The sequence below is a fragment of the uncultured Roseobacter sp. genome (assembly GCF_947501835.1).
Taxonomy (GTDB): Bacteria; Pseudomonadota; Alphaproteobacteria; order Rhodobacterales; family Rhodobacteraceae; genus Roseobacter.
Genome location: NZ_CANMXR010000030.1, coordinates 1 through 14,399, shown reverse-complemented (window position 1 = coordinate 14,399; position 14,399 = coordinate 1). Strand labels below are relative to the sequence as shown.

The 14,399-nt window shown below is 58.4% G+C and carries 18 protein-coding genes and 1 tRNA gene; 14 read left to right on the top strand and 5 right to left on the bottom strand.

The annotated features are described in order from the left end of the window. Window positions 1-64: 64 nt before the first annotated feature. Window positions 65-241, bottom strand: coding sequence for a hypothetical protein (locus Q1A20_RS25320; protein ID WP_299919487.1), 177 nt, complete (start codon window positions 239-241; stop codon window positions 65-67). A 178-nt stretch (window positions 242-419) separates the two neighbouring features. Between Q1A20_RS25320 and Q1A20_RS25315 the strand changes: the two genes are divergently transcribed. From Q1A20_RS25315 to Q1A20_RS25305, 3 genes are all read left to right on the top strand, one after another. Continuing rightward, window positions 420-920 carry a GNAT family N-acetyltransferase gene (locus Q1A20_RS25315; protein WP_299919485.1) on the top strand — a complete coding sequence of 167 codons (501 nt, stop codon included), beginning with the start codon at window positions 420-422 and terminating at the stop codon, window positions 918-920. A gap of 42 nt (window positions 921-962) precedes the next feature. After that, window positions 963-1,039, top strand: a tRNA-Arg gene (locus tag Q1A20_RS25310). A gap of 410 nt (window positions 1,040-1,449) precedes the next feature. Beyond that, the gene (locus Q1A20_RS25305; RefSeq protein WP_299402247.1) at window positions 1,450-2,283 is read left to right on the top strand and encodes a cobalamin-dependent protein; all 834 of its coding nucleotides are present in this window, start codon (window positions 1,450-1,452) and stop codon (window positions 2,281-2,283) included. 58 nt (window positions 2,284-2,341) lie between these two features. Here the strand turns inward: Q1A20_RS25305 and Q1A20_RS25300 are convergent, their stop codons facing one another. Continuing rightward, window positions 2,342-3,178, bottom strand: a complete 837-nt coding sequence (locus Q1A20_RS25300; RefSeq protein ID WP_299919483.1) for a MaoC family dehydratase N-terminal domain-containing protein — start codon at window positions 3,176-3,178, stop codon at window positions 2,342-2,344. A 457-nt stretch (window positions 3,179-3,635) separates the two neighbouring features. On the opposite strand from Q1A20_RS25300, the gene Q1A20_RS25295 reads away from it, so the two are divergent. Next, the gene (locus Q1A20_RS25295; protein ID WP_299402251.1) at window positions 3,636-4,103 is read left to right on the top strand and encodes a GNAT family N-acetyltransferase; all 468 of its coding nucleotides are present in this window, start codon (window positions 3,636-3,638) and stop codon (window positions 4,101-4,103) included. Between the two features lie 103 nt (window positions 4,104-4,206). On the opposite strand, the gene Q1A20_RS25290 is transcribed toward Q1A20_RS25295, so the two are convergent. The 3 genes from Q1A20_RS25290 to Q1A20_RS25280 form a co-directional block, all read right to left on the bottom strand. Next, window positions 4,207-5,271 carry a YeeE/YedE family protein gene (locus tag Q1A20_RS25290; RefSeq protein ID WP_299402252.1) on the bottom strand — a complete coding sequence of 355 codons (1,065 nt, stop codon included), beginning with the start codon at window positions 5,269-5,271 and terminating at the stop codon, window positions 4,207-4,209. Between the two features lie 40 nt (window positions 5,272-5,311). Next, window positions 5,312-5,647, bottom strand: a complete 336-nt coding sequence (locus Q1A20_RS25285) for a helix-turn-helix transcriptional regulator (protein ID WP_298969546.1) — start codon at window positions 5,645-5,647, stop codon at window positions 5,312-5,314. 99 nt (window positions 5,648-5,746) lie between these two features. Continuing rightward, complete coding sequence (locus Q1A20_RS25280; protein ID WP_299402254.1) at window positions 5,747-6,106, bottom strand: hypothetical protein; 360 nt, start codon at window positions 6,104-6,106, stop codon at window positions 5,747-5,749. Window positions 6,107-6,185: 79 nt separating this feature from the next. Here Q1A20_RS25280 and Q1A20_RS25275 point away from each other — a divergent pair, with 79 nt between their 5' ends. From Q1A20_RS25275 to Q1A20_RS25230, 10 genes are all read left to right on the top strand, one after another. Further along, window positions 6,186-6,923 (top strand): cytochrome c biogenesis protein CcdA, encoded by a 738-nt coding sequence (locus Q1A20_RS25275; protein WP_299919481.1) that lies wholly within the window; start codon window positions 6,186-6,188, stop codon window positions 6,921-6,923. Between the two features lie 12 nt (window positions 6,924-6,935). Beyond that, window positions 6,936-7,508 (top strand): thioredoxin family protein, encoded by a 573-nt coding sequence (locus Q1A20_RS25270; RefSeq protein WP_299919479.1) that lies wholly within the window; start codon window positions 6,936-6,938, stop codon window positions 7,506-7,508. Between the two features lie 95 nt (window positions 7,509-7,603). Further along, a complete protein-coding gene (soxX, locus tag Q1A20_RS25265) occupies window positions 7,604-8,077 on the top strand; it encodes a sulfur oxidation c-type cytochrome SoxX (RefSeq protein ID WP_298969550.1) in 474 nt (157 codons plus the stop codon). Between the two features lie 31 nt (window positions 8,078-8,108). Then, window positions 8,109-8,528, top strand: coding sequence for a thiosulfate oxidation carrier protein SoxY (soxY, locus tag Q1A20_RS25260; protein ID WP_298969551.1), 420 nt, complete (start codon window positions 8,109-8,111; stop codon window positions 8,526-8,528). A gap of 67 nt (window positions 8,529-8,595) precedes the next feature. After that, complete coding sequence (gene soxZ / locus Q1A20_RS25255; protein WP_298969552.1) at window positions 8,596-8,925, top strand: thiosulfate oxidation carrier complex protein SoxZ; 330 nt, start codon at window positions 8,596-8,598, stop codon at window positions 8,923-8,925. A 46-nt stretch (window positions 8,926-8,971) separates the two neighbouring features. Then, window positions 8,972-9,796: a sulfur oxidation c-type cytochrome SoxA gene (gene soxA, locus Q1A20_RS25250; RefSeq protein ID WP_299919491.1), complete on the top strand. Its 825-nt coding sequence runs from the start codon at window positions 8,972-8,974 to the stop codon at window positions 9,794-9,796. Window positions 9,797-9,862: 66 nt separating this feature from the next. Further along, entirely contained in the window at window positions 9,863-11,560 is a 1,698-nt protein-coding gene (soxB, locus tag Q1A20_RS25245; RefSeq protein ID WP_299919476.1) for a thiosulfohydrolase SoxB, read from the top strand. Window positions 11,561-11,583: 23 nt separating this feature from the next. Next, a complete protein-coding gene (gene soxC, locus Q1A20_RS25240) occupies window positions 11,584-12,852 on the top strand; it encodes a sulfite dehydrogenase (RefSeq protein ID WP_299919489.1) in 1,269 nt (422 codons plus the stop codon). Next, a complete protein-coding gene (locus tag Q1A20_RS25235) occupies window positions 12,836-13,834 on the top strand; it encodes a c-type cytochrome (protein WP_299402259.1) in 999 nt (332 codons plus the stop codon). Before soxC ends, Q1A20_RS25235 begins: the two co-directional genes overlap by 17 nt. Next, on the top strand, window positions 13,831-14,399 hold a 569-nt coding region (locus Q1A20_RS25230), incomplete at its 3' end, for a cytochrome c family protein (protein ID WP_299919474.1). The genes Q1A20_RS25235 and Q1A20_RS25230, both read left to right, overlap by 4 nt.

The following is a 14,399-nucleotide window of genomic DNA, read 5'->3' as shown; positions in this document are numbered from 1 at the left end:
GCGGAACAATAAGCCCGCGACCAACGCAGCGAGGCGGCCATCCTCCCAAATCAAAGCGACTTCTTCAACAAAATAGGTTCGTTGCGGACATCCGCCGCAGGATACGTCGGGGTCTGAACGCGGAGATGCCTGCCAGCGCGGTGCCGGATGTTTCGAGAAACTGTTCGCCGGTATTCTCGATGGCAGGACGCCGGGTTTCCGCAATCCCGACAAAGTCGGCATAGGTGCGATCCATGTCCATCTAGGATCTCTGGTCGTGATAAAAAATCCGCCTGATCCTTCGTAAATCGTCAGATATCAAGCGCGCCTCGGCGGGTTTTTGTTGTTGTCTTTTCCTTTGGTTCGCGGGATCTTATCCCGACTTTCGCGGAAGCCCTGCGCCTATTTGAAATTGCTTCAAAATGAGGTCTTGTTTTCAAATGCCTTCTCGATTTCTGCCGAGGCAGCTTTGGCCAGATTTGCGGTCTTTCGACGTCACACGCGCGCATGTCAAAGACGTCGAGGTTGCAGAATTATTGAACCGACACTTCCAGTTAATGCGGTCGCAGTCGCCGCCGGAGAGTTGCCACGTCTTGCCTGCAGAGGCGCTCACCGCTAGCGATGTTCGCCTTTATGCGCTGCGCGAGGATGGTACCACCCTGGCCATTGGTGCCATAAAGATCTGCGGGTCCTGGGGTGAGCTGAAGTCCATGCACACCGCTGAAGAGGCCCGTGGGCGCGGTGTCGGTCGTGCGCTGCTCGCCGGGTTGATGCAGGAGGCGCAGGGTTTGGGTCTTGCGCGCCTGAAACTGGAGACCGGGTCGGGCCCTGAACATGCCGCCGCACGGCGTTTGTATGAAAACGCGGGCTTCAAACAATGCCCGCCGTTCGGCGGCTATGCGAAGGACCCCCTGAGCGTTTTCATGTCCCGCGCGCTCTAAGACTTGCACGAAGGCGCGGCCTGCGGCATGAACAGCACCAGCGGTCCCTTAGCTCAACTGGATAGAGCAGCTGACTTCTAATCAGCAGGTTGAGGGTTCGAGTCCTTCAGGGATCGCCATGTTGCCAACCGGTTGTGGTTTGGGTTTTGGTCCGCGGCCAACGTCACGGCGCGGAATCATTCTTCGCACCTACACCTCTTTAACTCTCAGGCATCCAGCTTGTGAGCTCAGGGGTATTCTGCGGACATAGGCCCAATCACGAATCGGTATAGCCCAAAAGAAGCGCAGCCGCTTTGGTATCCGCACTTGCGGTGCACGTAACTGCACTGTCACGGCGCGCTTCGGGTTTTGCTGGTTTATGCTCCTGACTTCTGGCCAAAAAATCAGGGTGCCGCCAAATCGGAATCCGATATTCCAATCAAAACTGTAAACTTTCATTGACATATTGCCGGGTCAAAATCTAACCTCCAAGAACAATTCCGACATTCGCTAACTTAGAAACTGGAGTCTGACTGCCTGGGGAGTGGACATGCCGTCTCTGAAGCAAAGCTACGAACAAGTCTGTCCGGAGGTCTACCGGAAGACGCAATTGGATATACTGGAACTGAAATCAAAGCTTCCTGCTGATACCGTCGGTGAGATCATTGATGAGGTCTTGGCGCGCGTCAAAGCAATCGGAAAAACCAACACCTATTTGCTCGACCATCCGCCGCAGCGCGTGGTCGACAAACTGTGTTATGCGCTGATTTCCACAGAGAGTGATGAAGCGGCGCAGTTTATCGAAGGCAAACGGCAGGATGGGGCCTCGCTTGAAGCTATCTATCTGGCTTATCTGCGCGAAGCGGCGCGCACATTGGGCGACTGGTGGACCGATGATCATGTGTCCTTTGTCGAGGTTTCGATTGGGACGAGCCGCATTTATTCCATCATGCGCAGCCTTGGCTACCTTTTCGTTCCTGACAAACCGGTTGCGGTCAAATCGGCGGTCTTTGCCACGGTGCCCGGCGAAACCCATATCCTGGGGGTGCGCATGGCGGCTGACCTGCTGGGCAAAGAAGGCTGGGAGATTGATCTGCATGTGAGCCTGTCGCATGACGATCTGTTGAAGGCGATTTCGCAATCGCGTTGTCGGGTCATCGGTTTGTCTGCAGCAGGCATTCATGCATCAGCGGCCTTGGCCCGGCTGGTGATCGCTCTGCGGATCAGCAACCCGGGTGCTCGGATTTTCCTTTCTGGGCAAATAACGCGCGAGGCGCCAGATCTGGTGCCGTTGATGGGTCTTGATGGCGTGGCCAGCGATGTTGAAACGGCTCTGGCGTTGATGAACCGGTTTTGGGCGGAAACGTCCGCGGCCAAGCTGTAGCACTTAAAACTGTCAGGCCGATAGGACATTGATGGTGCAGACGGCGCGCGATGGGCCGCTAGAAAGATGCTGTCGCAGACATTGCCAGGGCACCATCCGCCCGACGCGCCCATAGATTTGCAGCGTCTTTACTCAGCTGTCCCTCAATATGAAACGCGGCCAGCCCCGAAATCGGCGCCAGCCCGCGGAATGTGAAATGCTTTGGCGGTCGGGCCGTTTGGCGACACGCCAGATCAAGCAACAGCGTGGCCGTGAGCGGACCATGAAAAACCAACCCGTCATAGCCTTCCACATCTCGTGCGTAGTCTGCGTCATAGTGAATGCGATGCCCATTGAATGTCAGCGCGGAGTAGCGAAACAACATGACCTGGGTCGGCGTGATGGTTCGGGAGAATTCCGCGTGTTCAGGAGCTTGCGCTGGCTTCGCCGTCTCGGCTTGCGGGCCGGGGTCTGTGCGGTAGACGATGTCATGTTCTTCGCTCAGCGCCAGCTGACCGGCCTGAAGATAGTCATGGTGCACGGTGACAAAGCAGAGCGGTCCGGTGCGTCCTTCTTTTTCGACAACGCTTTTGATCGTAGATCTTTTTGTCGCGGCCTGTCCAAGCAGCAAGTCGGTGTGAAAGGTAAACCGGCCTCCTGCCCACATGCGGCGGGGCAGCATTATGGGCGGCAAAAACCCGCCTCGCTTGGGGTGGGCATCGCGCCCGAGATCGCTGGCACGCGAGGCCTCCAGAAAATAGAGCCAGTGCCAGAGCGGCGGTAGCCGGTCGCCGGTCGCGAAAGTGGGACTACGGTCCAACGTGGCTTGCAAAAAGCGAGCAGGTTCAGGACGCAGGTGGTCTGTCCTCTCGATCTCTCGGCCCACCCAATCCTGCAAATTCACTGTTGATGTCATTCTTATGTCTTCCCGGCTGAGGGTGGTCGTCCACTTTCTGTAATCGGTCCCCTGTCTAAACGAAACTGATCATGTTCGTCGCTGCGATCTCAATTGGCCGGTAGGTCGGTTAAAGGCTGTGGTGTCTGACTGAGTGCTTGGTTGGAGATATCCTCCGCATTCAGACGCGTACGCTTTCCGTGCGTGACTTGTCGCGATATGGGTTAAATGATAGACAACGTCTATGTCTGGCAAACCCTGCCGGGCAAAGGAGATTTCATGTCTACGATTGCGGGAAACCGCTAAGTCCAGCACGGTTGGACACCCGGCAAAAAGGCGCCTGCGCGGAGCGCGACAGGCTCCTAGATTGCGCGGCATCACATCACACAGAACAGGAAGCTTGGTTTTGGCAATGGTGTGAGCCTGCGCGCATCGCATCGAGCTATTCGCTTGTGCGAGACTTAAGAGAGACCACACAATGATAATCAAACTAACAGAGCGCGGTGATATCGCCGATCTGCAAGACGTGCTGAAGGGCACAGCACTGTTCCCAAGTGAAATGCTGCCGGATTTGGTGGCCGGATTCCTTTCCGGACATGGCAGTGATAAACTCTGGCTGACGTGTGAGATAGACGGTAACGCCGTCGGGTTTTGCTATGCCGCGCCAGAAGAATTGACGCAAGGCACATGGAACATGCGCGCGATCGCCGTGCTGCCGGTTCTGCAGGGTACCGGTTGCGGGACTGCCATCATCGCCACTCTGGAAGCGGAATTGCGGGAGCGCGGGCAACGCATTTTGATCGCGGATACCTCCGGAACAGAGGCGTTTTCGCAGACCCGCGCTTTCTATCGCAAGACCGGATACACCGAAGAAGCGCGTATTCGCGATTTCTGGGGGAAAGGTGACGACAAAGTCGTCTTTTGGAAATCGCTTGAGGCAACGTAGCGATACCGCAACTGACCGACCTCATCCTCGGTCAGTTGCCCTGCGCTGATCGGGGTCGCGATGCGCATGTCCGTGGTTCGAAGTTTCGATGCTGGTGTTCGAGCTAGGATTGGAGGCGGCCAAACGAAAACCCGGTGATCAATTGGCGCAATCCAAGTGCTGCTCCTGCGAAGATGGAAACAAAGACAATAGGCGCATTCAACGTCAGCAATGAGAATGCGGAGATGCCCTGTCCGATGGTGCAGCCCATCGCCAGTATAGCGCCGAAGCCCATGAAAACTGCGCCCAGCACCTGTCGCTTTAGCTCGCGAGGGTCTTCGCAGGCTTCCCATCGGAAATGCCCTTTGATGAGGCTGCCGATGAAGGCCCCGGCCAGCACACCGAATACCGAGCCAACCCCAAAGGTGAGGCCGCCGCCGCTGGAGGTCATCAGAAACAGCAGAGTTTCGCCAAGCGGTGATGTGAAGGTGTGACTGTTCACCGGTGATGCGCTGAACCCGGTGTCCGCGACCCATTGGGTGCCCGCCCAGCCGGTGATCACCGCGACACCGACAAGAATGGCCCAGATCATGGCCCTTGGCGTTCGCAGAAAATCGCGGGACCAGAGCGCAGTGCCGGTGATCATCGCGCTGACCATGATCCCCCACAAGACGCCCGACACGCCGGTGACCCTGTTGAGCAGTTGCGGGTAACTCCGCGCCTCTATCGGGACTTCGGTCGTTGAGAGGGCGAGGAGACGCAGGTGTGCCAGCGGGCCGGAGAGCATGATATATGCGCTGATCCCCATGACCAACACGATCACGAAAGAACGCAGATCGCCGCCACCAAATCGCGCCAAGGCCCCGAAACCGCAGTTTCCCGCCAGGGACATGCCATAGCCGAACATCAGCCCGCCGATGATCCCCAGCGCGGGTGTCCAAGGTGCGAGATGGTAGATCGATTGCGCGGGGTCGAGCGCCCCGAGTGCCACAAGGCCAAAGCTGCCCAGACCAGCGATACCAATGGCGAGCCCCCACATGCGCAGGCGTATGTCGCTGCCCTGATAGAGAAAATCTTCGATGGCCCCCAGGGTGCAGAAACGGCCCAACCGCGCGGCAAGCCCCAGAATGACGCCGCCGACAAGTCCAATGAGGGCCAGGAGCCCGGTATCTGAAAGTCCGTCCAGCATTTGCTTCCTCCCCAATGTCTACGGGGCGTGGCGATGCGCGCTATCCGTTCTTGCAGAACAGATCGTAGACCAGATCAAGTATCTGAACCGCACGTTGATCTGTCAAACTGTAATAGATTGCCTTGCCCTCGCGGCGCGGCGAAACAAGCCCTTCGGTGCGCAGGCGTGACAGCTGCTGCGACACCGCCGCTTGCCGGGCCGACAGCAGTTCTTCCAATTCTGTGACAGTCTTTTCGCCGGTGGCCAGATGGCACAAGATCATCAAACGCCCCTCATGGCTGATCGCTTTGAGGAAGTTCGACGCGTTGCATGCGTTTTCCATCATGCGCTCGATTTCGGCGTCAGACATGTCTTTGGTGATGACGGGCAGGGACATTTCGGATCGGATATCTAATACGTTTCAATCCTCATACGCGTGTCGCGGTCGGATGGCAATTCGAGGCCGCTTTGGCGCGACAGGTTTAGGCGCAAATGCTCAGGAATCAGGCGCGGGCGGGACTGCATGTTCATTCAGCAGCTTGCTGAGCAAAAACCAGAAGAATTCGTCACCCGCGTAGCCTTCGATCCGGCCGAGTTCCGCGCCGTTTTCGACCAGGACGAAGGTGGGCGTGAAGACCGGTTGCGATGCAAAGGTGATGTCATCCGGCAGATCGCGCAGGTCGACACGGCGCAATGGCGCGCGTTTCCCATCATCGGTTTTGGGATAAATATGGGCGATATCGGCATTCCACCGTGCGCACCAATGGCACCCGTTTTGCTCTACCATGATTAGATCGGCCGTGATCGCGGGCAGCGGCGCGGTGCTGAGCGCAAGGGCAAGCAGAAGGCGTTTCATCGGGGCTCCGATTGACGGATGAGTTTAAACATATAATATCTTGAATATGTAATCAGCACAAGCACCGGGGCAATTTGGGATGTTGGACGTCACTTTGTTTGGGGCTTTTGTGGGCGGGTTGATCGTCTTCTTTTCACCCTGCGTCCTGCCCATTGTGCCTTTCTACCTCAGTTATATGGCGGGTGCGTCGATGTCCGAGATCAGCGCCGAAGGGACACTTTCCAGTGGCGTGCGCCGTCGGGCGTTTTTCGCATCGATCATGTTTTCACTGGGCATTATCACCGTGTTTGTCCTGCTGGGCGCGGCGGCCTACGGGCTGAGCCAGAGCTTTCGCAGCGCACAGACCGAGTTCCGCATCGTGGCGGCGTTGATCGTGCTGGTGATGGGGTTGCATTTTCTGGGCGTGCTGCGGATTGGCTTCCTCAATCGGGTTTTTCAGATGGAGGCTGGGGATACCAAAAACATGTCGGTGCTGGGGGCCTATCTGGTCGGCTTTGCCTTTGCGGCGGGGTGGACCCCTTGCGTTGGTGGCGTGCTGACGGCGGTTGTCTTTACCGCCAGCACCGAAGCGACAGCGCTGCGCGGGCTCATCCTGCTGTTGGTTTTCGGCGCGGCGATGACCACGCCCTTTGTCATCGCTTCGCTCTTCATCGGGCCGTTTTTGAAGTTTGTCGCCCGGTTCCGGAAACATCTGCCTAAGGTGGAAAAGGCGATGGGAGTACTGATGATCGTCTTTGCCGGGCTCATCGCCACCGACAGCGTCAACTACATCGCGCAGTGGATGCTGCAAACCTTTCCCGCTTTTCAAAACATATAAGGAGACCGTCCGATGAAACGCCTGTTGATCCTGTTGTGCCTGTCGGCGCTGCCTGCTTTCGCCGCCGAGCTGGGCGATGATGGTCTGCACAAGACGGACTGGATGCGCGACACCTTCAAAGATCTGAGCGAAGACCTGGAGGAGGCGAACGCGGAAGGGAAGCGATTGGTCCTGATGATTGAACAGCGGGGGTGTATCTATTGCACGAAGATGCATGAGGATGTTTTCCCGCGCGAGGAGATCGCCAGCTACATCCGTGACAACTTCTTTGTGGTGCAGGTGAATTTGCATGGCGATACGGAGATCACCGACTTTGATGGGGAGGTGCTTTCGGAAAAGCAGGCGGCGCGTAAATGGGGCGTGCTGTTCACGCCGTCGATTCTGTTCCTGCCCGAAGAGGTGCCGGAGGGGGCCACGGCGCAGACTGCCGCGGTTGCCATGATGCCGGGAGCCTTTGGGGCGGGCACCACGCTCGACATGTTCACTTGGGTCCGGGAGAAACGGTACGCGCTTGATTCCGAAGAGGATTTTCAGCGCTATCACGCACGGCGAATTCAGGAGCGGGCGGATGGGTCGGCAGATTGAACCAAAAACAAATTCACAAAACCGAATTTGACCTTGATCAATCACGTTTTTGTGTCCTATGGTATGCCAATAATTGAATGTGTTTGGGAGGACGCATGAGACCCAACTTTCTCGCAATTCTTGTTCTGGCCGCATCCGTCCAAACGGTGAGCGCCGGAGAGATTACCCCGACCGCCGTCGTGTTTACGGATGGCAGCGTCGAAGAATCACTGACCGGTTTACCGGGGGATGCGGAGAAGGGCCGCGAAATCGTCGGCGACAAAAGTCTCGGCAACTGTGTCGCCTGCCACGAGGTCAGTGATCTGGCCGAAGTGCCGTTCCACGGTGAGATCGGGCCGATGCTTGATGGTGCCGGTGAGCGCTGGAGCGAAGCCGAACTGCGTGGAATCGTCGCCAATGCGAAAATGATGTTCGAAGACAGCCTGATGCCATCTTTCTATAAAACAGAAGGTTTTTTCCGTCCTGGCAACGCCTACACCGGTGAGGCCGCGGATGACACATTTGGCCCGCTCTTAAGCGCTCAGCAAATCGAAGACGTGGTGGCCTATCTGTCCACCCTGAAAGAGTAACGACCCGGATGAGGTCAAAGGAGGTTCACGCATGGAACTGACACGACGTAATGCAATTTTGATGGGGGCGGGGGCCGTCCTGATCGCTGGCGTTCCGCTGAAGGTCGCGGCTGCCGCCGGTGCTGACGAAATCGCAGCCTTCACCGGTGGTGCGGAGATCGGCGCAGGGGATATCAAGCTGATCGCGCCGGAGATTGCGGAGAATGGCAATACAGTGCCCATCGAAGTGTCCTCGGACACGGCGGTGGAGATTCTGGTGCTGGCGCTGGGGAACCCGACGCCACCGGTTGCGACGTTCAAGTTCGGCAAGCTTTCCGCCTCGCGCGCGGCGTCCACGCGCATCCGCCTGGCGGGCACGCAGGAGGTTGTTGCCATCGCGAAGCTGGCGGACGGTTCTTTCGTTCAGGATACCTCGACGGTGAAAGTGACAATTGGCGGCTGCGGCGGCTGACCCGCAGGGATCGGCTCCGGTATCCGGAGCGCGCCCAGCGTGACAACAGAATTCAGGAGAATGAGACATGGCAAAAGGTGTGAAACCCCGCGTTAAGGTGCCCAAGACGGCGGCTGCTGGTGACACGATCACGATCAAGACGCTGATCAGCCACAAAATGGAATCCGGGCAGCGCAAGGATGATGATGGCAATGTGATCCCGCGGTCGATCATCAACCGCTTTACCTGTGATTTTAACGGCGAAAACGTCATCGATGTCGTGCTGGAGCCGGCGATTTCCACAAACCCCTATCTGGAGTTCGAGGCCGTCGTACCGGAAGCGGGCGAATTTGTTTTCACCTGGTACGACGATGACGGCTCGGTCTACGATACAAGCAAAAAGATCGCGATCGAGTGACATGAGTGTCTGGGGAGGGACAAGAATGAAAAAGCTGACGGGTGTCATGCTGGCAAGCGCATTGGTGGCCACACCGCTGATCGCGGAGCCGGTGGAGGACACGCTTATTCTCAACGAAGACGTCACACTGGTGACGCGTACCGCAGCCCCCGCACATGTGGCGGATGTCATGGATGAAGTGATTTCGGGCTGGCATTTCCGCGGTACTGAAACGCGCGCCATGCAGGCCGATGATTTCGACAACCCCGGCATGATCTTTGTGGAGCAGGCCGAGGATGTCTGGAACACGGCGGAGGGGTCCGAGGGTAAATCCTGTGCAAGCTGCCACGGTGCGTCTGAGGAGATTGCGGGGGTACGCCCGGTCTACCCGAAATACAACGAGGCCGCGGGCGAGGTGCGCACGCTGGAGATGCAGATCAACGACTGCCGCGAAAACCGGATGGGTGCTGAAAAGTGGAAATACACGGGCGGCGACATGGTCAATATGACCGCGCTGATCGCGTCAGTGTCCCGGGGCATGCCGGTGAATGTGGCCATCGATGGGCCTGCGCAATCCACTTGGGAGGCGGGCAAGGATCTCTACTACACCCGCACCGGACAGCTGGAGCTTGCCTGCGCTTCCTGCCATGAGCAGAACTACGGCAACATGATCCGCGCGGACCATCTCAGCCAAGGGCACATCAATGGCTTTCCAACGTATCGGTTGAAGAACACCAAGCTGAATGCTGTGCACGCGCGGTTCAAAGGGTGCGTGCGCGACACAAGGGCGGAGACCTTTAAGCCGGGCAGCCCGGAGTTCGTGGCGTTGGAGCTCTACGTCGCCTCGCGCGGCAATGGCCTGCACGTCGAAGGGCCCTCGGTTAGAAACTAGACATCGATTGCCCCGCACGGTGGACGTGCGGGGTTTTCTCTTTCGAATACATTCAGGAATGCGCATATGATATCCCGACGCGATTTTCTCCAGACCAGTATGGCCGCCAGTGCGCTGCTTGGTGCGTCCGGTTTTGGACAATGGGGTCGGATCGCGGCGCAACAAACGCTGACCCAGGACCAGCTTTTGCAGTTTGAGACCTTCGGGAATGTCTCGCTGATCCACATCACGGATATCCACGCGCAGCTAAAGCCGATCTATTTTCGCGAACCGTCCATCAACATCGGTGTCGGCGACAACAAAGGCGCTGTGCCCCATCTCACGGGCGCAGAATTTCGCAGAAAATACGGGATCGAAGACGGTTCCTACGCGCATTACGCTCTGTCGGCGGGTGATTTTGAAGCCCTGGCAAAAGGTTATGGGCGCATCGGCGGGTTGGACCGCGTCGCGACGGTGATCAACCAGATCCGGTCCGAGCGACGTGATGCATTGCTGCTGGACGGCGGTGATACCTGGCACGGCAGCTACACCTGCTATCAGACGCAAGGTCAGGATATGGTCGACGTCATGAACGCGCTGAAGCCCGACGCGATGACGTTTCATTGGGAATTCACGCTGGGCTCGGACCGGGTGAACGAGATCGTTGAGGGGCTGCCCTTTGCGGCGCTGGGGCAGAACATATTCGACGCCGAATGGGATGAGCCCGCCGAGCTGTTCCCGCCTTACCAATTCTTTGAACGGGGCGGGGTCAAGGTCGCCGTGATCGGGCAAGCATTTCCTTACATGCCCATCGCCAACCCCGGCTGGATGTTCCCCGAATACGCCTTTGGCATCCGGGACGAAAATATGCAGGAGATGGTTGATCAGGTGCGCACCGAGGGGGCGGAACTGGTCGTGGTGCTGAGTCACAATGGCTTTGATGTCGACAAGAAGATGGCGGGCATCGTGACGGGCATCGACGTGATCCTATCCGGCCACACCCATGATGCGCTGCCAGAGCCAGTGGTGGTGGGGAATACGGTCATCGTGGCCTCGGGCAGCAACGGAAAATTTGTCAGCCGTGTCGATCTGGATGTGCGGGATGGGCGCATGATGGGCTTCCGTCACAAGCTGATCCCGATCCTGTCAGACGTGATCACACCCGATGCGGATGTGGCCGCCGTGATCGACACCGTGCGTGCGCCTTACGAAGACACGTTGGCAGAGGTGATCGGACAGACCGACAGCCTGCTCTACCGCCGGGGCAATTTCAACGGCACGTGGGATGATCTGATCTGCGACGCGTTGCTGTCAGAGCGTGAGGCGGACATCGCGCTCAGCCCTGGCGTGCGGTGGGGGCCGTCGATCCTGCCGGGGCAGGACATCACGCGCGAAGACATCTGGAACGTCACCTCGATGAGTTACGGTGCGGCGTATCGCACTGAAATGACCGGTGAGTTTCTGCATGTGGTGCTGGAGGATGTGGCGGACAACCTCTTCAACCCCGATCCCTATTACCAGCAGGGCGGCGACATGGTGCGCACAGGCGGGCTGGGATACCGCATCGATATCAGCAAACCGCAGGGCAGCCGCATCACGGATCTGATCCTGCTCAAGACCGGGGAGAAGATCGACCCCACCAAAACCTATCAGGTCGCCGGATGGGCCTCGGTCAGTGAAGGCACCGAAGGGCCGCAGATCTGGGATGTGGTGGAGAACCATATCCGCAAACAGGGTACCGTCACCATCACCCCCAACAACAGCGTTGAGGTGGTCGGCGCATGAGCAAAAGAGACACGGAGGCACCTATGTCGCAGAGTTTCAAACCATCCCGCCGCGGGTTTCTGCGCGGTGCCGCGGCCAGCACAGCACTGGTTGCCGGGGCGGCGCGGTCAGGCACGCCTGATCCGCTGATCACCGAGGTGCAGGAGTGGGCCAGCGGTCTCGGGGAGGGTGTGGATGCAACGCCTTATGGGCTGCCCATTCAGTACGAAAGCGATGTGATCCGCCGCAATGTCGAATGGCTGACCGCCGACACCATCAGCTCCATCAATTTCACACCAATCCATGCGCTGGATGGCACCATCACGCCGCAGGGCTGCGCCTTTGAGCGGCATCACTCCGGCGCAATTGATCTCAGAAAAGAAGACTACCGGCTGATGATCAACGGTCTGGTGGACACGCCGCTGGTGTTTTCCTACGCCGATCTCGAACGTTTCCCGCGCGAAAACCATGTCTATTTCTGTGAATGTGCGGCGAATACGGGTATGGAATGGGCGGGTGCGCAGCTCAATGGCGCGCAGTTCACCCATGGCATGATCCACAACATGGAATACACCGGCGTGCCGCTGCGCACGATCCTGGCGGAGGCGGGGCTGGGGGCCGCAGGCGATCTGGCAGACAAATGGGTCTACGTCGAAGGGGCTGACGCTTCTTCCAACGGCCGCTCGATCCCGATGGAAAAGGCGCTGGATGACGTGCTGGTCGCCTTCAAGGCCAATGGCGAAGCTTTGCGCAAGGAACATGGGTATCCGGTGCGGCTGGTTGTGCCCGGTTGGGAAGGCAACATGTGGGTCAAATGGCTGCGCCGGGTCGAGGTCATGGATGGCCCGGTGGAAAGCCGGGAAGAGACCAGCAAATACACTGATACACTGGAGGATGGCACCAGCCGGAAATGGACATGGGAAATGGACGCGAAATCCGTCGTAACCTCCCCCAGCCCGCAAGCGCCGATCACACATGGGTCCGGCCCGCTGGTGATCACGGGGCTTGCGTGGTCCGGGCATGGCGCGATCACGCGGGTGGATGTCTCGAAAGACGGCGGCGTTACTTGGGAGACCGCGCGGCTCGCCAAGCCCGGCGAGAAGATGGCGCTGACGCGGTTCTATCTCGACACCACATGGGACGGCGAAGAGATGTTCCTGCAGTCCCGCGCCATGGATGAAACCGGGTATGTACAACCGACCAAGACGCAGCTGCGCGCGGTGCGGGGGCTGAACTCGATCTATCACAACAACTGTATCCAGACGTGGTGGGTGCGCCCGACCGGGGAGGCGGAGAATGTCGAAGTTTCTTAAACTCTGTGTCGCGCTTGGTGTTCTCAGCACACCCGCGGTCGCCGAAGGATATGGGCTGGGTCGTCCGGCGCTACCCGAAGAAATTGCCGCCTGGGATATAGACGTGCGCCCGGACGGAACCGGCTTGCCCGCAGGCTCGGGTGATGTGCTGACGGGTGAGGAGGTCTTTGCCGACCAATGTGCCGCGTGCCATGGCGATTTTGCGGAAGGCGTGGACAATTGGCCAAAACTGGCGGGCGGTTGGGACACATTGGCGGATGATGACCCGCTGAAAACCGTGGGCAGCTATTGGCCGCATCTCTCGACGGCATGGGATTACGTCAATCGCTCCATGCCCTTTGGCGCGGCGCAAACGCTGGAGGCGGATGAGGTCTATGCCATCGTCGCCTACATTCTCTATTCCAACGATCTGGTGGATGAGGATTTTGTGCTCTCGGACGAAAATCTGGCATCCTTCACGCTGCCCAACGCGGAGGGCTTCATTGTCGACGACAGGATTGAGACGGAACATAGCCAATGGGTTGGTGAGCCTTGCATGAGTGATTGCAAGGAGGCGGTCGAAGTGACCATGCGTGCCATGGTGCTCGATGTCACACCTGAGCAAGAGGCCAGCGCGACCGAGGCGGCGCCAGAGGAGGTGGTCGAGGTCGCCGCCGTTGATCCGGAGTTGATCACATCCGGAGAGAAGGTTTTCAAGAAATGCAAGGCCTGCCATCAGATTGGCGAGGGGGCCAAGAACCGCTCAGGGCCGATCCTGTCTGGCATCGTTGGGCGACCGGCGGGCACGGTGGAGGGGTTCAAATATTCCGGGCCGCTCAAAACCATGGCCGAAGAGGGGCTGGTCTGGGATGAAGAGTCCCTTACCGCCTTTTTAGCTAAGCCAAAGGCGTTCATGAAAGGCACCAAGATGAGCTTTGCAGGCCTGAGGAAAGAAGATGATCTGGCCGCCATCATCGCGTATCTGGCGTCCTTCCCGCAATGACTTTGCGCAGGCTCTCTCTTGTGACGGCGGCGGTTGGGCTTCTGGCCGGATCGCTGGCGGCGCAGGAGTTGGGTGACGCGGAGGCGGGTGAAAAGGTTTTTTCCAAGTGTAAGGGCTGTCATCAAATTGGCATCGGAGCCAAGGATCGCATCGGGCCGCACCTGAACGGCATATTCGGTCGCCGGGCAGCGGCGCATGGATCTTTTGACTATTCGGAGGCGATGGAACGCGCGGGAGCCGACGGGATGGTCTGGACCGCTCGGACCCTGGATGCCTATCTGGAAAACCCGCGCGCCCTGGTTTCCAAGACGCGCATGAGTTTCCGTGGTCTCAAGGATCCGACGGATCGGGCCAATGTTCTGGCCTATATGCGCGATTTTTCCGACAACCCGCGTGATGTGCCGGAGGCGGAACCGACCGCGCGCGCAACAGATCATGACCTGGACCCGGAGATACTTGCGATACAGGGAGATCCTGAATACGGCGAATATCTCTCCAATGAATGTTTGACGTGCCACCGGGCGGATGGCAGCGCTGAGGGTATTCCCTCGATCACGCGCTGGCC